Genomic DNA, 19,759 nt, shown 5'->3' on the forward strand with positions numbered 1-19,759 from the left:
TTAGTCCTCCCCGCCCTCCACTTCAAGAATAATTTCAATTTCAATCGCAGTATTATTCGGTAATTGAGCCATGCCGACGGCAGACCGCCCGTGCTTGCCCTTATCTCCAAAAACTTGTCCCAGCAAGTCGGAAGCACCGTTCATGACGGCAGGCTGATCTGTAAAATCTTCGGTACTGTTGACCATTCCGAGCACCTTTACAATCCGTTTTACCTTGCTTAATTCACCGAGCTCGGCTTTCACAACACTTAATAAATTGAGAATCGATTGTCTGGCGGCAAGATAACCTTCTTCTGTTGTAAGATCCCTCCCCAGTTTTCCATGGAATTCATCCACTCCCTGCCCGGCTGTAAATAATAAATTTCCAGTTCTGACACAGCTCACATAGCTTCCTACAGGAGATCTTAAAGCGGGCAACTTCAAGCCCAAATGTTCCAGCTTTTTTTCCGGTGTATCCGCCATTTCTGCAATACTTCCTATATCTGGTGTATCCATCATTTTTGCAACGCTTCCTTTATATTCATATTTAAAAATGACAAGGCATTCCCGCCCAACATGGCAGCTTTTTGTTCCTCTGTGAGACCGAGCGTATCGTCTATGACTTTTCCGGGCGGTATCTCCCTCAAGAGGAAGGGATAGTCAGATCCCATGACAATTTTTTCATATCCAAAACGCTCTACTAAATATGATAGATTTACAGGGTCATAGTTAAGCGAATCAAAATAAAACTTTTGCGCATAAAAGCTTGGAGGCTTTTGAATCTTCCGGATGTGGGGCCATACGTTCCACCCTTGATCCAGACGCGGCAATATATAAGGGAAAGAACCTCCCCCATGGGCAAAACAAACCTTCAAGGTCGGATATTTTTCCATGACCGCCCCATTAATCAAACTGGCGGCGGCCAAAGCGGTTTCACTCGGCATGCCTACTGTATACATAAAGTGATGGCGGGGCATTCTTTCTCTTCCAAGCGTCTCCCATGGATGCACGAATAACGGCACATTCCATTTTTCCGCCATTTCGAAAAAGCCAGAAAATGAAGGATCGTCCAAGTTTTTGCCATTCACATTCGTTCCGATTTCAATCCCTTTTAAGCCGAGTTGAAACATACACCGTTCCATTTCGCGAATGGAAACATCCACATCCTGAAGCGGGACAGTCCCAAGGCCAATAAATCTTGAAGAATACTGCTTCACCGTTTCAGCAATAAAGTCATTTTGAATATGTGCCATTTCTTCAGCGGCATTTGGCTCTGCCCAATAAGAGAACGTCACCGGAATGGGGGACAGGACTTGAAGATCGACACCTTCTTTGTCCATATCTTCTATTCTTTTTTCAGGGCTCCACACTTGATCGGTCACTTCCCGGAAAACTTTCCCGGAAACCATTATATTAGCACCGCATGAGCAGGTCTTTTCTAAAACTGGCCAACGGCCGCCACCGTATCTTTTTGTAAAGTCAGGTATGTCTTCAGGAATAATATGTGTGTGAAAGTCCACTCTCATTTCCATATCCCTGCTTCCGCCGGCATCACATATCCACATTTATCACATGTTCTAAGTTCTTCACTGCTATCAAACTGTTCAATTCCGGCTTTTAACTGAGTTTCAATATTGGTAAGCTGCATCGTCATTCGATGAAGTTCATGATCACATTGATCACAGAACCAAACCATTGATTCCAATTCGCCCGGACCGCGTTTTTTCTCAATCACCAAGCCATATGTGTCTGCCACACGATGCGGGGAATGAGGGACATTTGCCGGAAGCAGGAAAACTTCCCCTTCTTGGACAGTAACGACCTCTCTTTTTCCCTCGTCATTGATTACTTCGATATAACAGGCGCCTTTGATTTGATAAAAGAACTCTTCGGCAGGGCTGACATGAAAATCACGGCGCTTGTTCGGCCCCCCGACCATCATGTAAATGAAGTCCGACTCTTCCCAAAGCATTTTATTATTCACTGGCGGCTTTAATTGACCCTTGTTTTCTTCAATCCATCCGAGCAAACTGAACGCTTTAAAATTTCTTGATTTCAACTTTGACATCATGATTCCTCCATCATTTTGTTTATAAGATACCCACTTGTCATTTTCCCGAGACTGTAGCTTGAAAAAGCAGGACTGCTTTCCGTTTCTTCTTCCTTTATCTTTTCGCAGGTGTCGCACGTTCTAAGTTCTTCACTGCTGTCAACTTAACTTTGTTTTCTATTGGTAAGCCGCATTGTCGTTTGATGAAGCCCACACTCACATGTATCACCGAATTAAACCATGGGCCCACCGCGCTTTTTTTCAATCACCAAGCCTATGTGTTTGCCACACGATGCGGGAAATAAGGGCTATCTTTCGGAAGAAAAAAACATTTTTTTAACTAAAATCAACCTCTTGTTTTCCATGATTACCGCAACTTTGATTTTGCCAAATGATCGCTTCTCTTCGAGAGCCGATATGAAGATCACGGCGCTTGTTCGGGCTTCCGACTACCGATTCTCTTATTGTTCATAAGCGGCTTTACTTGCTCTCAATCAAACTCACTTTATCAAGCCCTATTTCATCCATTTCTTTTAACCATATCCTCACATCCATCCGAGCAGAGGCAGCACTTGTTCTTGTTTCCCTTTTACAATAAGCTCTCTAATTCTAGTTGAAGAGATTCGCTCTCCCCGCGTACAACAAATCGGATTGATTGATTGGACGTTAAAATATGATTTTAATAGCGAAACATCACCGGCTCGATTGTTTCCAAAGCGAAAATCATCTCCGACAATCATGCATTTCGGATTGATACGTGACAGCTCTTCAACAAACTCCAGCGCTGTCCGCTTTACATACTCTTCATCAAACTTTGCGAGTATCGTGTGGGTAACACCTAAACGCTCCAACAATGTAAGCTTTTGTTCAGGGCTTGTCAGAGTACGGGCTCCTTGAAAATAGACCCGGGGAGGAGGGCTGAATGTATAAACGACAGTGGGCACTCCTTCCAAGTTTCCTTTTCTCACCATCTCGCGGATCACTGATTGATGTCCGCGGTGAACGCCGTCAAAAGCGCCAATGGCAACCACCGATCCCGATAATGTAAGGCTTTCGGCTTGATAAACTTTCAACTGAATCCCTCACTTCCGCAATACGACTTTCCATTCATGAATGTAATTGCTTTGTTTGCTCCTGATGTTCCTCCGATAATAAGAGAGACTCTTCCAGCACCCGCTCCACCAGCGGGTAAGAAAGATTGTTTCTTTTATGGACATTGTAGAACATTCCCATTTTTCGTACCGGATCACCGGAATAATAACGCTCATACTGCACCAACCTTTGGCCGAACGCTTCCCCGCACAGATCCCATGCCAGTTTAAATAATCTGACCCGTTTTTCCGAGGAGACTCCAGAACGGCCGGCATAATATTTATTCATATCGTCACTTATTTCCGGACGCGCGAAGTCCGCGCCCGTTGGTGACATCAACAGACCTCCGGCACCGATAGTCTGTAAGACTTCAATGGCCCTCGGATACATTTTCGGCAATAGCCCCCGGATCGTTTCAAGCGGCACAATATTGGGAAGGGCTTCCCCTTGATCAGTGATTGAGTACTCCCGCTCGGCGGTACGCACTAAAGCCCGGATTGTCTCGACAGCTTGGATCAGTTCCGACAGGAGATTTTGAACATTCAAGTATCCATCAACTCCAATGGAATCCGCAAGGGAGCACGCCACATCAGTTACAAACGAAAGTTTGCATAATCCTCTGACCGCCGATTGATGTGACGGTTGGAGATTGATCCCTGTTTTCGGATAGAGTAAGTTGCCCGCTTCAACGTTTTGGTTAATAAAGACCCGCTCCCACGGTACGAATACATCGTCAAAGACAAGCAATGCGTCCATTTCTTCAAATCTGGAAGCCAACGGATGATCCCATGTCGAACGGGTTCCACTTTGTGTCTCTTCTCTGCAATAAATGCGCAGGCCCGGCGCATCGATTGGAAGAGCAAACGAAATGGCAAACTTTTCGTCTCCCGGCTTAAAGCTCGGATAGGAGTAGATGATGACTTCATCAGTGATCGGCGCAAGCGTTGCCAACATTTTCGCCCCTCGTACAATCAAACCATCTTCCGTTTCTTTGCAAACTCCCAAGTGGGCATACTCCACTTCTTGCTCATGGGAAGCTTTGCTTCTATCATTTTGCGGATTAACAATCGCATGGGTAAGAAACAGGTCGTTGTCTCTTATATATCTGTAATAGTTGATGATATTGTCACCGTAACGTTCACCATACTGCCGGAAAAACCAATCGTTTGTAGCCATCGATGTGACTACAACATTTAGGAAGTCCGGTGTTCTGCCCATTAAACCGTAAGTGGCTTCTGCCCAGACTTCAAACAATCTCCTCCTTGCTTCAAGATCCTCCGCATTCCTTGGAATCAGGAAACCATTATTTACCCGCTTTCCAGTTTCTTCGCAAATATGGGTGATATCGGCCTGATACTTAGGGTCGTGCTGCATATCAAATAATCTCGCCATCTCCTTAATCGGCTGTTTAAACACCGGATGATTCACCAAATCTGTCACCCGTTCACCACCAAGCCAGACCTCCGGCTGCCGCGACTTCAACCCTTGAATATATTGCTCTCCCGTTCTGATGCTCATCGTTTTTTCCCTCCATTATGAATTTGCAGCAAGAATGGAACGATCTGCTGTTTCGAAAAATTTTCCCCTGTAAAATAATAAACTCTCTTTTTGATTGTAGGAAAAATCCTCCACCTTCCCCACAAACAAAAGATGATCTCCGCCTTCATACTCCTTCCAGGGCGAACACTTAAAATGAGCTACTGTTCCTTTTAGTGCAGGCAGCGGGCCAAGCGTTTCTTCCCACTCCACCTCCAGATCCGCCTGTGGCCGTCCCGCGAATTGCAGTGCATAGGCAGCCTGATCAGCAGATAATATATTGATAACAAAGGACTTGTTTTTCAATTCTTCAAAAGCCTTTGTCTTCTTATCTATCGAAATAAGTACAAGCGGCGGGTCCAATGAAACAGAAGTGAAGGAGTTGACGGTTATCCCTCTTCTTTGGCCATCGTCATTCATCCAAGTGATCACCGTGACACCGGTTGCAAAACAGCCAAAACAATTCCGTAATTCTCTCGTATCCATAGACTCCATCCTCCAATCTTCAGATTTGTATTTACTATATTGAAAACGCTGACACCCTACAACGCATAGATTTCAGATGATGAAATCTATTAAAAATTTTCATAGAACCATTAATAAAGTAGGAAAGGGGTTTGGATATATGTTGAAAGCTGATGGATATTCGTAAAAATCGCGAGAATAGGGGCTGGGACATAAACAAGTACGAAATAAAAGAGGGACCGGAATCATTTCGAATATCAGATACAACTCCGAATACTCACTATTTTTCTGCAAAAAAAAAAAAACGAACCACCAAGAGGATGGTGATTCATTTCTTCCTTAAAATGACGAATTATCTTCAATTGCTGTTTTATCATTGAATGTTTTCAAATTCAGTTTCCCCAAGATTCGTGCTGTCAATGTGCCGGAAACCATGCTGTCATTTACATTGACAGCCGTACGTCCCATATCAATTAGTGCCTCGATTGATATGAGTAAACCAGCCAAAGCTACAGGGAGCCCCATAGAAGACAAAACAATCAATGCGGCAAAGGTAGCACCCCCACCAACACCGGCAACACCAAATGAACTGATACCGATAATTAACACCAATTTGATGATAAATGCTGGTGCAAGTGGATCAATCCCGACTGTAGGCGCGATCATGAATGCCAGCATGGCGGGATACATTCCGGCACAGCCGTTTTGCCCGATGGTCGCTCCAAACGAAGCCGACATGTTAGCGATTCCTGAATCAACACCAAGGGAGTTTTTCTGTGCTTGAATGTTCAGTGGAATCGTACCCGCACTCGAGCGGGATGTAAAAGCAAAACCTAGCACTGGCATGGCCTTTCTTAAGTATGTCAGCGGATTTAAACCAAAGAGCCCCACTAATAAAAGATGGAAGATCATGATGACAAATAAACCGACATAAGAGGCAATCACAAATTTACCAAGCTGAACAATACCAGCAACATCTGTTTTAGCCACCGTATTAGCCATCAAAGCTAGAATTCCAAATGGTGTCAGGCGCAAAATCAATGTTACAATTCGCATAACAACTGCATAAACCGCATTCACGATTTTTTTAAACATTTCCGCTTGTTCCGGATTTTTTCTCCGTAACCCAAGGACAGCAATCCCAACGATGATGGAGAAAATGACCACCGCAATGACCGAAGTCGCCCGCTCTCCTGTCATATCCAGAAAGATATTGGATGGAATAAAACTGAGGATTTTCTGCGGCGTTGTTAGATCCTCCACTTCTCCAAGTTTTTCTAAAAGCATATCCCCTCGATCTATTTCCGCTTGTCCCGCATCAATTTGATCTGCATTCAAATCAAATAATGCAGCAGATCCAATTCCAATCAAAGCGGCCACCATAGCCGTCGAAACTAAGAAACCAATAATCCAGGCAGACATTTTTCCAAGGTCTGCTGATTTTTCCAGGTTAATAATGGATTGAATGATAGACACCATGACAAGTGGCACGACAATCATCATCAACAGTTTGATATATCCGCTTCCGACAATACTATACCAATCTGCTGTAGTCGTTAAAACTTCCGAATCTACTCCATAGATGGCTTGTAAAATTGCGCCAAGCACAATCCCTGTACCTAAGCCCGTAAATACACGTTTTGTAAACGATACATGTTTCTTTTGCATAAAAATAAGAAGACCAATAAACGCAAGTAAAGCCACTATATTCAAGCTAATGAACCATATATCCATAATATGTTCCCCCCTTTGTTTTGGGCTTCAGTTGGTTTTTCATCATATGCGCCACCGATTTACTGTGCCACCACAAAAACCAATAATCCCTATGAAATTAGTATCCTTAATAAGTGTATAATATACATATCGCCAACGGTTCTGTCAATGTTTTGGTTTAAGGATCAACTTCATGAGTCACTGCTGTTAAAAGCTGTGGGTGATCTGTTCAAACTGAACATATAGTACGGCGCAGTCACAAGCACCAATGTTCCTGGTCCTCATCATTTAAAGAGGAACAACATCCTTTCTGTAATGAAAAACCCCAGAAGGTTCAAGGGTGTAAGTGTAAAATCCCGTATGATCCTTAATTAAATGTCTTCCTTTATATAAAGGTTTGATCCGGCATTCTCTTTTTTCGGTTATCCAGACTATTGACCGGGTCCTTTCTTTGTCAAACTCCATGCTTTTCCCCTGGCCTTCCTCAACACCTTTATCCTCACAATCATAAACAAAACCTAATTGTAATGAAATAACCAATTTTATGATTCAACACAACCTGATGGACCTTTTAAGTCTAAAAAGTACTTTGGAGTTAAACAGATAAAAGCCATGATTTACTTTTTCAACATCACCGAGTATAATGAGTTTTATAAAGTGGATTTCAATGAGATGAACAATCCGATTAATAAGAGGTGCTTTTTGTGAGTGCGGTAGTATCTAAATAGGAAAATGTAAAAGGAAATAAGGAAATTGTAACAACAGGGGATTTTAGCTCATTTCATACCCCTTGTTTTACTATGGACTTATTTCCACCTATGAAGATACCTACCCTACTTTATAAACAAGCGCGCCATTTCGTAAATAGAACGAACTTTACGGATGGTTTTATTCTCTTTTGCCTTGTAAACGTAAAAAAGCTGCGGTAGATACCGCGGCTTTTTTTATTGAACAACTCATTGAAATCCTGCCAGTAGGTTTCTTCATTGCTGATCAATTCAATTCATCACTTTGAGGAGAATCAAAACATGAATAAAAATACTTTTGAAAAATTACAATACAACGAACTTAAAGAGATCGTAAAATCATATTGCGTGAGCGGACTAGGCAAACAACTGATCGACCAATTAACACCGAGCTCTAACCTAAAAGTGGTAAAACATCGCTTAACCGAAACATCTGAAGCACGAGCCATTCTGGATGCAGGTGGAAACATGCCTTTTATTGGTGTTTCCCAAATTGAACATATCATCACTAAATTAGATAAAGGGATTATTTTAGACCCTGGGGAACTTTTAAGTATTGCCGATTTTTTAAGGGGTTGTCGGAAAATAAAAATGTTCATGTCCAACAAAGAGTTTGTCGCGCCTACATTGGCTTCCTATGCTCAATCCATGACAGAATTCCTGGATGTGGAAGAGGAAATCCATTTTTCCATAAAAAATAATGAAGTTGACTCGGCAGCCAGCAAAGAACTTAAACGTGTTCGTTCCCATATTCAATCCACCGAACAAAAAATAAAAGAACGATTAAATAAATTCATAAACAGCAGTGCCCATAAACATTACATTCAGGAGTTCATTATTACGATCAAAGATGACCGCTATACAATCCCTATTAAAGCCTCCTACAAAAATAAAATACAAGGAACGGTCATTGAAATATCTTCTAAAGGTTCGACAGTCTTTATAGAGCCTAGCGCGGTAGGAAAATTAAGTGCTGAATTAGCGGCTTTAAAATCCGAAGAGGCCATGTTGGAATATCAAATACTAGCTACTTTAACAGGGCTCGTAGCAGAAAATCTCCGGCCTCTTAACATCAATATCGAGCTTATATCCCAGTACGATATGATTTTTGCCAAAGCGAAATATAGCAGACATGTCGATGGAATTGAGCCAAACATTAATGAACATGGATATATTTCATTCGTTCATTGCAAGCATCCATTATTATCAGGACATGTTGTTCCGCTTCACTTTCAGATTGGAAACAGTTATCGCAGCTTGATCATAACCGGTCCAAATGCCGGGGGAAAAACAATTGTGCTGAAAACAATAGGCCTTGTTACTTTGGCAACGATGTCCGGGTTTCATATTACAGCTTCAAAAGAAACTGAAATTGCGATATTTGACCATATTTTTGTGGATATTGGTGATAATCAGAGCATAGAAAATGCACTTAGCACGTTCTCTTCTCACATGCAGAACTTATCGGAAATCCTTCGTTCCGTAAACAACAATACGCTGTTACTATTCGACGAGATTGGCAGCGGGACAGAACCAAATGAAGGGGCGGCTTTAGCCATCTCCCTGTTAGAAGAATTTTATCTGAAAGGATGTATAACCGTTGCGACAACCCACTATGGCGAAATAAAACGCTTTTCCGAACTGCATAGTGATTTCATGAACGCTGCCATGCAATTTAATCATGAAACACTTGAGCCATTATATAAGCTTCTGATCGGGCAATCGGGAGACAGTAACGCCTTATGGATCTCTAGAAAAATGAATGTACCGGAACATGTATTACAAAGAGCAGAAGATTATATGAAAAATAAAGAATACCGCTTAGAACGAGTACATGAAAGTAAAATACGAAAACCTAAGCAAGCTGCTGTAAGAGCAGAACATCGTATCCACTATCAAAAAGGAGACCGCGTAAAACTGCTGGATCACGACGATTTTGGAATTGTATATAAAGAAAAAGACCAATATCAAAACGTCACCGTTTTTTATCAACATCAATTGATTGAAGTACATGAAAAACGGTTGGCCATAGAAGGAAAAGCCGCGGACTTATACCCGGAGGGATATGACTTAGACTCTTTATTCATTGACCATAAAACGAGAAAGCTCCAGCATGACATTGAACGCGGCTCAAAAAAAGCGCTTCGTAAAGTTGAAAAAGAAATACGAAAAAAGAACAGATTATAATGGTGAAAAAGCTCTCAGGCTGGGCCGAGAGCTTTTCACTGCTGTGATTCTATATACTTGGCGAACCCCTCCTAGACTCACAACCATGTACAATTTTATGGCTCATAAAGGCTTGGAATCCAAAGCACTGCATCTTTCCAATAAGTGATGACCAGCAGTAAAACAATCGCTGTCAGTAAAAAAGGAATGATGGCCTTGACAAGATCTTCTATTTTAACTTTTGCCACGGAAGAAACAATAAACAGACCTGTTCCAACAGGCGGAGTCAAAAGGCCGATGGTGAGATTAATTGTCACGATAACCCCAAAATGAACCGGATCTATTTGATAAGTTGTCAAAAGCGGAGCAAATACCGGCACTAAAATAATCAATGCCGCAATTCCATCCAAAACGGTTCCTAACAACAACAATAAAATATTGACCAGTAAAAGGAATACAAGTGGATTGTCCGATAAACTCAACATTGAGTTTGCAATAAGCTGTGGAATTTGTTCGTAGGCGATAATATATCCGAATAAATTGGCTGTCACAATAAGGAACGTGATGGTGGCAGTATTCACCACTGTGTTTAATAATATTTCCGGAAGATGTCCAACCTTTAACTCCTTATAGGCAAAGCCAATGATAACGGCGATTATACAGGCTACGGCTGCCGACTCAGTAGGCGTAAACACGCCGCTTAATATGCCATAAATAATTATAAAAGGAATCAGCAAGGCAGGAAGCACGCTCAAAAAACTTTTCAGCATCGACCTCAATGTTCCCCGCTCGCTTTTTGGAAATTGTTCCTTCACACTCATGAAACCGATTACAGCGATAAATCCAATTCCCAGTAAAATTCCCGGTATGATACCGGCCATAAATAAATCTCCTATGGAAGCACCCGTCAATGTCCCATAAATGATAAATAACATACTCGGTGGAATGACCGGAGCCACAATCGATGAAGCCAATGTTAATGCGGCGGAAAAGCTTCGGGAATATCCTTCCTTTTCCATCTCGGGAACCATGACCTTACTCATCATGGCAGCTTGCGCATTGGCAGAGCCCAAAATGGATGCGAGAAACATGTTGGCGATAATGGAGACATACGCTAATCCTCCTCGGAAATGTCCGATCAGCACCTTGGCAAAAGTGATTAATCTCGTGGTGATGCCCCCAAAATTCATTAATTCACCGGCCAACATAAAGAGGGGAATGGCCAGTAATCCAAAGTTATCCAGCCCGGAAAACATTTTCTGTGGAACCGATCCCAAGACGGCGACGGAATCAGTCAAAATGAGATAAGCCAATGAAGTAATTGCTAAAACAAGCGAAATCGGGATGCCGATTATCAAGAGCAAAATAAATATGATGATCGTTGCTAATAAGTGGATGGTCATGATGCTTCACTACTTTGTGGTGTATTTTTACATAAATCGATAAAATAATCCAATAGGTGGATAAACGCAAATGTCAATCCCACTGGTACAGAAAGATAAGGGATCCACATCGGCAAGCGCATAGAACTCGACTTTTGCGGAGACAAGGTAAATACCCATTGATAGCTCAAATACAGTAAGAACGCCAACGCTATTAAAATAATATATGTGTCATGATAAAAAGAATTTTCCTTCCTTTTTCTGAAAAACGGTCAACCAAAAAAGTGATGGAAGCCTGGGACTTATACTTAAGCCCCAAACTTCCTCCGATAAAGGTAAGCCAGGCCATCATAAAGATACTGGCTTCATTCGCCCAAAAAAGCGGGGCGTTTAAAAAGTACCTGAATATGACAGAGATAAACAGGACCACTGTCATGGCAGCAATTAACAGGATGGACGCCAGCTTTTCAAAAGCTTCAATCCAGTTGCTTAATGTCTTCATGTTAACACCTCCTATTTACGAAACGTTTCAATAAATTCTTTTATAAGAGGATCCATCTCCTTATATTTCTTATCAAATTCTTTCATGTGAGGCTTAAATAAAGCGGTATCTATGTCGTAAAGCTCCATCCCTCTATCTTCAAGTGTTTTTTTGAATTCTTCTTCCTGCGAAGCACGCTGCATTGTGGCATACTCGGATGCAACAGCCATAGATTCTTCAATTATTTTTTGATCATCTTCAGACATGTCTTCAAAACGTTTTTTATTAATGATCATCACTGCCGGCCAAACCATATGATTTGTCAACGCCCCGTAACCTGTCACTTCATTAAAGTTCGAAGTGATAGCGGCATCCAAATCCATTTCCATCCCGTCGATAACCCCTGTTTGTGCCGATTGGTAAACATCCGGCAATGAGATGGACTCCGGGTTTACCCCGAGTGAACGGTACCAATCTTCCAAGGCCGGGCTTGGTGTCACGCGCATTGTTAGCCCTTTCATTTCATCAGGTGTTTCAATTTTTTCCCTAAACATCATTGTCCGATGACCCGAAAAGAAATAATCCATTGCTTTTAGTCCTTGATCATCCAGCGTCGCCAAAATCTTTTTGGCCACATCCGAATTGCTGGCTTCAAAGGCTTCTTCATAAGAGCCAAATAAATAAGGTGCAAACCATGCGCTGAAAGCATCCGACTTTGATGTCAAGAAAGCATTTGTAATGAAAGCTATGTCCAATGACCCTGTTTCAAGCTGCTGTACCATGTCAGAATCACTCCCAAGCTGACCACCGGGATACAGATCTACTTTCATACGACCATTGGAACGTTTTTCCAATTCTTCACCCAGCTTTTCTGCCGCTTTATTCCAAATATGGTCAGGAGGCGCAATATGTCCCAACTTTAGTTCGTAAGTCTGCTCTGCTCCGCCGCCGCTTGCCTTTGTTGATTCTTTGTCTCCGCCGCTGCCGCATGCGGCTAATAACAGAGCAGCCATCACCATTACAATAAAAATGCGACTTTTGTAAATGTTCATTTGTTCATGCCCCCTAAAGCTTGTTTGTATAGAAAAAAGGAAGTCTTTTTTTGGAACCTTTAAAATAGTTTGTTTATTTTTCTGAATATTCTCTTTATTCCAAGGCGTTGAAAACCATTAAATTTCGATGTAGCCCAATTCACGCGAAATTGATTTCGCTGTATTGATAACACACTGGATAATGTGGCCCTTATGAAGCCCTTTCATATAACTAATCGGCCCCACCAAATTGACAGATGCGATCGTTTCCCCCGAATACGATTGAATCGGTGCTGCTATCGCATAAGTACGTGTGTCATTTTCATTATTGCTAATAGAGTATCCCTGCTCACGAACCGCTTTCAATTCCTGTTTTAAAGTTTCGATATTCGTAATGGTATTGGGACCCTGCCTCGATAATCCCTTGGCAATCGTTTCTTTCAAGTAAACATCGTTATAGGCGATGAGAGCTTTTCCGGCGCTTGTACAATAGGCGGGTTTTCTTCCTCCAAGATAAGTTGGTACATCATTCGCCTCCATGGAAGAAATCCGGAGGACAAAAACGACGTCTCCTCGATCAAACATGCCAATATGGGCTGTTCCCCTGAATCTGTCCGTCAATTCTTTTACCAAAGGCATTGCCTTATTATAAAAATCATGTTGAAACATGACTCTGTTATTCCATTCCAAAAGCTTCCAACCAAGGCGGTATTTTCTACTGGCATCCCTTATTAAGACACCTTCATTGCATAGTGTAGTGATTAAATGATGTGTCGTACTTCTGCTTAATCCCAGTTTTTCAGCAATTTCTGCATTGCCCAATACAGGCTCCTCCTGAGTAAAACAGCTTAAAATATCAATAGCTCTGCTAACAGAAGCAATCATACTTTCCCCTCTCCTCCTATTTATTTGTATGATTTTTCTTGGAAAACAGCGGACAATTAGCTGATGCTGAAATTTGTCATTTCACCTCCTTCTACCGGGAAAGCGTTGTCATTTTCTGAAAAACTCAAAAGATTAAACATTACTATAGTCACTAATGAACCGCTCCTCAACCACTCAATTTAAGATAGTGAAACTTTGTCATTTTTTTAGGAAAAATGTTTTATTTTCTTGGATTCTTCTTGTTTCACAGACATCACATTCAACAGCAACATCAATGAATGAAATAAACAGCCAGCCTGATATAAAAGAACCGCTCATATCCACAATGAATCCAAAAAAAGGAGGACCTGCCACAACACCCCAAGACCCGACAGTAATGCTAAAGCCCGTTGCAATGCCCAATTGCTCCTCTGGAACTAATTTCGGTTGTGGCATTCATCCAAATGCCATTAAACCCGGAAACACCAAACCCGAATAAAAAGGCGACGGGCACCATCACAATGTAAGATGTCCCCGCCGGAAGCAGGGCGACAATCATTGAAATGGCGGCAGCCATCACGGCAATGATGAAATAACACCATCAAGCGCTTACTGTTGAAAAAGCGGTCACTGATCACACCCCAACAGATCCTTCCCACAGAACCGCCTGCTTCGGACAAAACAAGCAATGTTCCGGATAAAAAAAGACTGATGCCCAGCCTTTCATAGGAAAACAAAACAAGATATGTATTTACGATCATTTGAGTACCGCTTAAAATCAAAGCACTCAAACTGACATACACAAGCGCTTTATGTCGTAACGGCGTCCAACATGTCATTGGATTTCTTTTCACTGCCGCTGCCGTCGGATTTGTTTTTTGGCGTGGTTCATCATACATGATATAAGTAAACATACCGGTCAATAATAAAATCGAATTTCCCGCCAATATGGCCGGACGCCACCCCCAAACACTTGCCAACGGCAGCAGGAGCAGGGCTGCAAGGGCAGATCGGAGAGTGACGCCCATTTGTTTGATTCCCATAGCGATCCCCCGTCTTTCTGCCGGAAACCACTGAGAATACCCCGGTTAGTTGCAGGATGAGAAGCGCCATAGCCAAGTCCCCTGATAACAATTGCACATAACAATAGAAAAAGTGATGACGTAAAAGTCATTATCAAAAACCCTGTCCCCAGACAAACGGAGAGAAGTAGCAGTACTTTTCTAGATCCCATTTGATCGGTCAGTAGCCCTGCCGGTATCGACACAGTCGACTACCCTAAAAATAACGCGGCAGGCAGCATTCCGATCTGTGCTTTCGTCTATGAAAGATCTTCCCCGATTAAAATCCCCAAAGGAGCGATACTTCTCCCGACAAAAGCGACAAGCACCTGAATGACAAGCAGCCACCCGAGCATCATCCAAAGCATGTGATTTTTATTCAATTTGTAATAGATACGCATCATCATTCCATCAGCTTTTTTTCAATGAACACTATCATTCATTTAGTAAGAACCTTATCAATTTATTGAGCAAAATCACCATGTTAAACGTTGAGTTTATCCCGCTTATTGGACAAAGGCGCAAAAGCCCATTCGCGACAGCACACTTTTCCTTCCCTATATGATTTTAAATGGATGGCTACCTTATTTAATAGAGATGTTGTAATAATTTCCATTAAAAATCTTAACAAGAATATCCGAGTTCATAAAAGGAAACAAATGAAGGTTTAGCGGAACTTTTTAACGAGCATTTCGTATGAGTGTATAAGTACACTTTTTAGAAATAATTTGGAGGTTTTATTTTTGATTGCTGGTTCTATTAACCCAGAAGAGTTTGGAAGAATATTTCAATGTGAAGATTTTGAAAAAATATACCGTTGCACCTCTGAAGATTTTCAGCAACTAATATCTTTAAAGCAATTTGTTGAGCTAGCAAAAACCTTTAATGCGGGCGTTACACATTACCAATTAAAATGGAAAGCAACTTTACAAGGTTTGTATTACTATACTTGGTTAGATGACCGAAATGAAAAGGCCATTCACGTTTCTTTCGATAGGCACCATCAGATACAAAGCCTCTATATAAAGCCATTTAGAATTTTTCCAGAGAGTGATAATCGCTTTACGCAAATTACTTATAGTATGCCAATAAAAGGTGAATCGTTTGTCTTTTGGGGCGGGACAAATGAATTCATCAATTATCATTATCCATATGAAAATCAGCGTTATGCTTATGATTTAGTAAAAGTACAAAATGGTTCATCTTATAAGGATACACGAACTCGAAATGAAAACTTCTATGTTTATGGTGAAGAAATCATAGCCCCGGCAGATGGAAAAGTGACAAAAGTGGTTGATGGTATGAAAGACAATATTCCTGGCGAAGTGGATATGGATGCCGAAAATCCGGCCGGAAATTATGTCATCATACAACATGCGGAAAAAGAATATAGCCTGTTAGCTCATTTAAAAAAGAACTCAATACGAGTTAAAGTAGGTGATTTTGTAAAAGAAGGACAATACATTGGAAAATGCGGCAATTCCGGAAACTCTTCAGAACCACATTTGCATTTCCAAGTAATGGATTCAGCAGATTTGGAAAGTGGAAAATCAATCCGGATTAAGTTTAAAAATGGAATAGAGCCAATTCAAGGAGATACCATTTCGAATGTCCAATAGTTCGCCAAACGAAATGTTGCATCTTTTGAATAATGGCCCATACAAGGAAGAGATTGCAAACCATTTGCTCTAACATCGAATAGGAGGCGGACATTAACCGCCGTCCATTCCCGCCACCAAGCATACACTTTTTGTACTTGGTGGTTTTTGTTAACGACGTTGTTAATCCATTTTCTATAAAATAGCCAGCCCAACTTTTCGGTAATAATAACGTGGCCGATTGATCGCACCGTCCCCTTTTGCGAAAACGATTAAAAGTAAGCGTGACGAAGATTCGCGCCTGTCCCCCTTTTACACTGGCAATGAAAAGACGGTCGTGACCGCTGGAGCAGCTTCCAATATGAAAACCATGCAAATACCGTTATCGATTTTTCGTCAAGTCTATCATCCACGCATATAAATCAACGATCCGCATATGGCGCGGTTTTGTGTCCGTGCCCGTTACGATCACGGGAACCATTGTATCCTGCTCATGCAACGCGCCATGCGCAGCTCCACCAAGGTGAATCGGGGTTCCTTCGCCTTGAAACTCAAACCCGGGCTTGGCATCCGCAATGATGTAAGTGCCCGAATGTGAATGAAGCGAACTATGAAGCCGCGCAAGCGCATCAGGGTACGTTTTATATTCAATCACATCACCATGAACCGTCATATCCAGCACAGAAGGATCTCCTTTAATTGTCCACGTTTGCCCGTATGAATCCCTGTACGGGCCGTCGGGGCGAAAAGTAAAAATTTCTTTGTGGCCATTCGCAACCACATGAACATCAGCCCCGTCTTTCCAGGCGAGAAACCCAATTCTTTCATCCTTTTGCAGTTTTTTTACAACTTCCTCCTGTCTGATCGCCTCATCCAAAATATATATGAACGCCATCCTTTCATTGTGCCCGAGGACAATTTGGTCATCTTTTTTAACCTGCTCTGTCACTTTGTATATGTTATAATCATCCAGCATGTCTTTTAAGCGAATAAGGGATTGATTTTTGTCATTTCCCACTTCCGCCTGGCCGCTGTCTCCCATCACAATCCAAATGGCGCTATTCAGCGCTTCGTCCCACGATTCATACGTATTCAACACTTCTTGAACCTGCTTGTCTGTTTTCGCAATGGCATCAATATGTTCTTTAGGGCCATTTTTGTGGACTTCTTGGTCAAGCTCCGGAAAATAGGCAATTGTAAAAGCGGGAAGCTTATCATTTTGAATGAGATGCTTCAATTCTTGGGCGGAAAAGGCATCATTAAAACCAAACTTTTCAAACGGGCCGATATGTTGATCGTTTTTTGGGCTGAATTGCGACAGCATGCCATAGGAAAAAAGCGCAGGCGTTTTTATGTGTAATGTTTCCGGCGCCAATTTCAATTTTGCTGCGACTTCGGGAATATGCAGCGTCTTTTTTTCGTTTCCACGGTAAACGAGCGCATTGATCGACGCGCTTTGCTGCCCCGCATCCGCTAATGTTTCATGAATCGTCTTGACATCACGATGTAAATGCTTATGGTTCAACTTATAAAGATTGTCCTCCGCCACTTGCTTGACGCCAAGCTTAAACACTTCTTCTCTGGCGCTTCCATAATTGACGAGCCGTTTTTCATTTTCATCATACCAAACGAGACCCGGAACACGATGCTTATCCGAATACGTTCCCGTTAATAATGTGCTGTCAATCGTCACAGACATTGTGGGATAACTGCTGACAACATCAGGATATAGCCGGCCATGTTCCATCAGAAATTGAAGCGCCGGCGCACGGTCTTTTTTTACTGCCTGCTGCAGCGGTTCATTCATCAGGGAGTCGACGATCAGTAAAATGACAGGTTTCCCTGTTTGCGTCATTTCTGTTTGATCCAAAGATTGTCGATTAGGCTTAACAGCCGTTTTTATCAAAATGATGATCATGACAACGACAATGATAACGATCATTAAATAGACCATTCTCTTCATCCTTTTTCATTTCCTTTTCGTATCAATTATTGTGTCCATAACGGCTCATTAATGTATCCCTTGACATAAATAAATACATGGGAGACGGAATTTCTTTATTGAATGCTCTTGCGGAGGAGAGAAAATAGATCGGAAGAAGAGAAAACTTTTTGAAATGTTTATAAAACGGGTGAATAATTGGGTACGGCTCTAACCCTAATTTCTTACATCCTTTATAAAGCATCGTAATGCCGATCAGCCCTTTTATCTGCTCATGATTCTTCTGAGTCTGGATATAACGGATAACGAATGGAAGCGACTCTTTAACCGCTTGGTAAATATATAAAGCTCTTCTAATTTCGCTATGACACGACTCCATTTGCTGCAAAAGCTTGCTATTATGCAAATGAATTTTCACAAGTACGTCATTCTTCTTGATAGGAGTCCCGTCTGATAAAACGATATCCCTTCCTTTGTATTTCGTTAACCGGACACGTAATATGGATTGATTACCGCATGCTTTTTGAATATATTGCAACCGCGTACATTGAAAATAAACCGGATCGATGAAATTCCATGCCGAAAGGCAATATTGTCTCATCCTAATGTCCATTGGCAATTCCCCTTACAATAAATTGTTCTGATTTATTTTGTATAAGAAATAAGTAAATATGAGTGGAAAAATAAGACTAGTGTATGAAATAAAGCGAACTTCAAACACTATTTTGTAAAGTTGCAGAGGGAATGGGTGAACGCTTTGGAGATCAAGGCAATGACCTTTAATATTCATCATGGCAGGGGATCGGATAAAAAAGTCGACCTTGGCAGAATTGCTGATGTCATTGCGTTTTGCAAGCCGGATATTATCGGTCTCAACGAAGTTGACAGTCATTTTTCAAAACGAAGTCTTTATGAAGATCAGGCGGATTGGTTGGCGAAACAATGTGGGATGGACTATGCATTTTGTCCATCTATTTGGAAAAAAACCAAATATTTGGCGAAAGAACGGCAATTTGGAAACGCCCTTTTATCGAGATATCCCATTGTCGACAAAGCAACCCATTCATTTACGATGCCGGGACTCAGCGAGGGAAGGTCTCTGTTGGAGGCAAAAGTTCAAATCGAAACATTATCCTTGCAAATAATCGTCACCCACTTAAGCCTTAACCCATTGCTCCACAAAAAACAAACAGATTATATATTGAAGTTACAGCAAAATAAAGCCAAACCGGTTGTGATAATGGGCGATTGGAACATGAAGCCGAGATCGAAACGATGGCAAAATTTGACGAAAGAATTTCAGGATGCGTGGGAAATAGTTGGAAAAGGAACAGGCTTTACATATCCTGCACATCGGCCAAGAACGCGACTAGATTATATCTTTGCCAGTCATCATTTTGACATATTGGATGCTGGGGTTGTTAACATAATGCCAGAAGCTTCTGACCACTTGCCTGTAGTGGCCATGTTGTTCTTTGGGGGGTAAAATCACCATTAAATACGATTAGTGGACCGGCTTCTTTGAAAAAAGATACTGAGATGATCTCCTTTTATCGAGACATTAACCAATCAAATTCGGCAAAATACACTCGTCACAAACCGCCATGCACCATTTAGTTCAATTGAATCGGCGGGTGCGCAAATCTTTTTATT

At 41.7% G+C, this 19,759-nt stretch carries 20 protein-coding genes; 3 read left to right on the forward strand and 17 right to left on the reverse strand.

What is annotated here, in order from left to right; translation table 11 throughout:
• The 7 genes from MHB50_RS13545 to MHB50_RS13575 all read right to left on the reverse strand — a co-directional run bounded on the left by MHB50_RS13545 (nucleotide 1) and on the right by MHB50_RS13575 (nucleotide 6,856).
• Nucleotides 1-498, reverse strand: a complete 498-nt coding sequence (locus MHB50_RS13545) for a RidA family protein (protein WP_340083914.1) — start codon at nucleotides 496-498, stop codon at nucleotides 1-3.
• Nucleotides 495-1,505, reverse strand: a complete 1,011-nt coding sequence (locus tag MHB50_RS13550; RefSeq protein WP_340085340.1) for an amidohydrolase family protein — start codon at nucleotides 1,503-1,505, stop codon at nucleotides 495-497. The genes MHB50_RS13545 and MHB50_RS13550 overlap by 4 nt, the downstream gene beginning before the upstream one ends.
• Complete coding sequence (locus tag MHB50_RS13555) at nucleotides 1,502-2,050, reverse strand: 3-hydroxyanthranilate 3,4-dioxygenase (RefSeq protein WP_205177944.1); 549 nt, start codon at nucleotides 2,048-2,050, stop codon at nucleotides 1,502-1,504. Before MHB50_RS13555 ends, MHB50_RS13550 begins: the two co-directional genes overlap by 4 nt.
• Nucleotides 2,051-2,574: 524 nt before the next feature.
• Nucleotides 2,575-3,102, reverse strand: coding sequence for an FAD synthetase family protein (locus tag MHB50_RS13560; RefSeq protein WP_340083915.1), 528 nt, complete (start codon nucleotides 3,100-3,102; stop codon nucleotides 2,575-2,577).
• Nucleotides 3,103-3,136: 34 nt separating this feature from the next.
• Nucleotides 3,137-4,639 carry a 4-hydroxyphenylacetate 3-hydroxylase N-terminal domain-containing protein gene (locus MHB50_RS13565; RefSeq protein WP_339164206.1) on the reverse strand — a complete coding sequence of 501 codons (1,503 nt, stop codon included), beginning with the start codon at nucleotides 4,637-4,639 and terminating at the stop codon, nucleotides 3,137-3,139.
• 15 nt (nucleotides 4,640-4,654) lie between these two features.
• The gene (locus MHB50_RS13570; protein WP_205177950.1) at nucleotides 4,655-5,143 is read right to left on the reverse strand and encodes a flavin reductase family protein; all 489 of its coding nucleotides are present in this window, start codon (nucleotides 5,141-5,143) and stop codon (nucleotides 4,655-4,657) included.
• 318 nt (nucleotides 5,144-5,461) lie between these two features.
• Entirely contained in the window at nucleotides 5,462-6,856 is a 1,395-nt protein-coding gene (locus MHB50_RS13575) for a cation:dicarboxylase symporter family transporter (RefSeq protein ID WP_339164208.1), read from the reverse strand.
• Between the two features lie 1,007 nt (nucleotides 6,857-7,863).
• Between MHB50_RS13575 and MHB50_RS13580 the strand changes: the two genes are divergently transcribed.
• The gene (locus MHB50_RS13580) at nucleotides 7,864-9,768 is read left to right on the forward strand and encodes an endonuclease MutS2 (protein ID WP_340083917.1); all 1,905 of its coding nucleotides are present in this window, start codon (nucleotides 7,864-7,866) and stop codon (nucleotides 9,766-9,768) included.
• 95 nt (nucleotides 9,769-9,863) lie between these two features.
• Here the strand turns inward: MHB50_RS13580 and MHB50_RS13585 are convergent, their stop codons facing one another.
• The 8 genes from MHB50_RS13585 to MHB50_RS13620 form a co-directional block, all read right to left on the reverse strand.
• Entirely contained in the window at nucleotides 9,864-11,150 is a 1,287-nt protein-coding gene (locus MHB50_RS13585; RefSeq protein ID WP_340083918.1) for a TRAP transporter large permease, read from the reverse strand.
• Nucleotides 11,147-11,338 (reverse strand): TRAP transporter small permease subunit, encoded by a 192-nt coding sequence (locus MHB50_RS13590; protein ID WP_340083919.1) that lies wholly within the window; start codon nucleotides 11,336-11,338, stop codon nucleotides 11,147-11,149. The genes MHB50_RS13585 and MHB50_RS13590 overlap by 4 nt, the downstream gene beginning before the upstream one ends.
• 5 nt (nucleotides 11,339-11,343) lie before the next feature.
• The gene (locus MHB50_RS13595; RefSeq protein ID WP_340083920.1) at nucleotides 11,344-11,631 is read right to left on the reverse strand and encodes a TRAP transporter small permease subunit; all 288 of its coding nucleotides are present in this window, start codon (nucleotides 11,629-11,631) and stop codon (nucleotides 11,344-11,346) included.
• 11 nt (nucleotides 11,632-11,642) lie between these two features.
• On the reverse strand, nucleotides 11,643-12,662 hold the full coding sequence (locus MHB50_RS13600) for a TRAP transporter substrate-binding protein (RefSeq protein ID WP_340083921.1): 1,020 nt from the start codon (nucleotides 12,660-12,662) through the stop codon (nucleotides 11,643-11,645).
• Nucleotides 12,663-12,779: 117 nt separating this feature from the next.
• Entirely contained in the window at nucleotides 12,780-13,526 is a 747-nt protein-coding gene (locus MHB50_RS13605) for an IclR family transcriptional regulator (RefSeq protein WP_339164218.1), read from the reverse strand.
• Between the two features lie 198 nt (nucleotides 13,527-13,724).
• On the reverse strand, nucleotides 13,725-13,961 hold the full coding sequence (locus MHB50_RS13610; protein ID WP_339164220.1) for a hypothetical protein: 237 nt from the start codon (nucleotides 13,959-13,961) through the stop codon (nucleotides 13,725-13,727).
• 14 nt (nucleotides 13,962-13,975) lie between these two features.
• Entirely contained in the window at nucleotides 13,976-14,548 is a 573-nt protein-coding gene (locus tag MHB50_RS13615) for an MFS transporter (RefSeq protein WP_340083922.1), read from the reverse strand.
• Nucleotides 14,549-14,826: 278 nt separating this feature from the next.
• Complete coding sequence (locus MHB50_RS13620; RefSeq protein WP_340083923.1) at nucleotides 14,827-14,973, reverse strand: hypothetical protein; 147 nt, start codon at nucleotides 14,971-14,973, stop codon at nucleotides 14,827-14,829.
• Nucleotides 14,974-15,309: 336 nt separating this feature from the next.
• Here MHB50_RS13620 and MHB50_RS13625 point away from each other — a divergent pair, with 336 nt between their 5' ends.
• A complete protein-coding gene (locus MHB50_RS13625; RefSeq protein ID WP_340083925.1) occupies nucleotides 15,310-16,185 on the forward strand; it encodes a M23 family metallopeptidase in 876 nt (291 codons plus the stop codon).
• Nucleotides 16,186-16,546: 361 nt separating this feature from the next.
• Here the strand turns inward: MHB50_RS13625 and MHB50_RS13630 are convergent, their stop codons facing one another.
• Both MHB50_RS13630 and MHB50_RS13635 read right to left on the reverse strand, forming a co-directional pair.
• Nucleotides 16,547-18,118 (reverse strand): alkaline phosphatase family protein, encoded by a 1,572-nt coding sequence (locus MHB50_RS13630; RefSeq protein WP_340083926.1) that lies wholly within the window; start codon nucleotides 18,116-18,118, stop codon nucleotides 16,547-16,549.
• 31 nt (nucleotides 18,119-18,149) lie between these two features.
• Nucleotides 18,150-18,719: a hypothetical protein gene (locus tag MHB50_RS13635; protein ID WP_340083927.1), complete on the reverse strand. Its 570-nt coding sequence runs from the start codon at nucleotides 18,717-18,719 to the stop codon at nucleotides 18,150-18,152.
• A 159-nt stretch (nucleotides 18,720-18,878) separates the two neighbouring features.
• On the opposite strand from MHB50_RS13635, the gene MHB50_RS13640 reads away from it, so the two are divergent.
• Nucleotides 18,879-19,592, forward strand: coding sequence for an endonuclease/exonuclease/phosphatase family protein (locus MHB50_RS13640; protein WP_339164232.1), 714 nt, complete (start codon nucleotides 18,879-18,881; stop codon nucleotides 19,590-19,592).
• Nucleotides 19,593-19,759: the final 167 nt, after the last annotated feature.

The organism is Siminovitchia sp. FSL H7-0308 (assembly GCF_037980985.1).
GTDB lineage: Bacteria > Bacillota > Bacilli > Bacillales > Bacillaceae_C > Siminovitchia > Siminovitchia thermophila.

What these genes read in the sequence shown, in the direction of transcription:
- MHB50_RS13605 (WP_339164218.1), bottom strand. Translation starts at nt 13,526, where the DNA reads ATGATTGCTTCTGTTAGCAGAGCTATTGATATTTTAAGCTGTTTTACT.
- MHB50_RS13610 (WP_339164220.1), bottom strand. Translation starts at nt 13,961, where the DNA reads ATGCCACAACCGAAATTAGTTCCAGAGGAGCAATTGGGCATTGCAACG.
- MHB50_RS13620 (WP_340083923.1), bottom strand. Translation starts at nt 14,973, where the DNA reads ATGATGATGCGTATCTATTACAAATTGAATAAAAATCACATGCTTTGG.
- MHB50_RS13595 (WP_340083920.1), bottom strand. Translation starts at nt 11,631, where the DNA reads ATGAAGACATTAAGCAACTGGATTGAAGCTTTTGAAAAGCTGGCGTCC.
- MHB50_RS13615 (WP_340083922.1), bottom strand. Translation starts at nt 14,548, where the DNA reads ATGGGAATCAAACAAATGGGCGTCACTCTCCGATCTGCCCTTGCAGCC.
- MHB50_RS13640 (WP_339164232.1), top strand. Translation starts at nt 18,879, where the DNA reads ATGACCTTTAATATTCATCATGGCAGGGGATCGGATAAAAAAGTCGAC.
- MHB50_RS13580 (WP_340083917.1), top strand. Translation starts at nt 7,864, where the DNA reads ATGAATAAAAATACTTTTGAAAAATTACAATACAACGAACTTAAAGAG.
- MHB50_RS13570 (WP_205177950.1), bottom strand. Translation starts at nt 5,143, where the DNA reads ATGGATACGAGAGAATTACGGAATTGTTTTGGCTGTTTTGCAACCGGT.
- MHB50_RS13555 (WP_205177944.1), bottom strand. Translation starts at nt 2,050, where the DNA reads ATGATGTCAAAGTTGAAATCAAGAAATTTTAAAGCGTTCAGTTTGCTC.
- MHB50_RS13635 (WP_340083927.1), bottom strand. Translation starts at nt 18,719, where the DNA reads ATGGACATTAGGATGAGACAATATTGCCTTTCGGCATGGAATTTCATC.
- MHB50_RS13545 (WP_340083914.1), bottom strand. Translation starts at nt 498, where the DNA reads ATGATGGATACACCAGATATAGGAAGTATTGCAGAAATGGCGGATACA.
- MHB50_RS13630 (WP_340083926.1), bottom strand. Translation starts at nt 18,118, where the DNA reads ATGGTCTATTTAATGATCGTTATCATTGTCGTTGTCATGATCATCATT.
- MHB50_RS13550 (WP_340085340.1), bottom strand. Translation starts at nt 1,505, where the DNA reads ATGAGAGTGGACTTTCACACACATATTATTCCTGAAGACATACCTGAC.
- MHB50_RS13600 (WP_340083921.1), bottom strand. Translation starts at nt 12,662, where the DNA reads ATGAACATTTACAAAAGTCGCATTTTTATTGTAATGGTGATGGCTGCT.
- MHB50_RS13575 (WP_339164208.1), bottom strand. Translation starts at nt 6,856, where the DNA reads ATGGATATATGGTTCATTAGCTTGAATATAGTGGCTTTACTTGCGTTT.
- MHB50_RS13585 (WP_340083918.1), bottom strand. Translation starts at nt 11,150, where the DNA reads ATGACCATCCACTTATTAGCAACGATCATCATATTTATTTTGCTCTTG.
- MHB50_RS13565 (WP_339164206.1), bottom strand. Translation starts at nt 4,639, where the DNA reads ATGAGCATCAGAACGGGAGAGCAATATATTCAAGGGTTGAAGTCGCGG.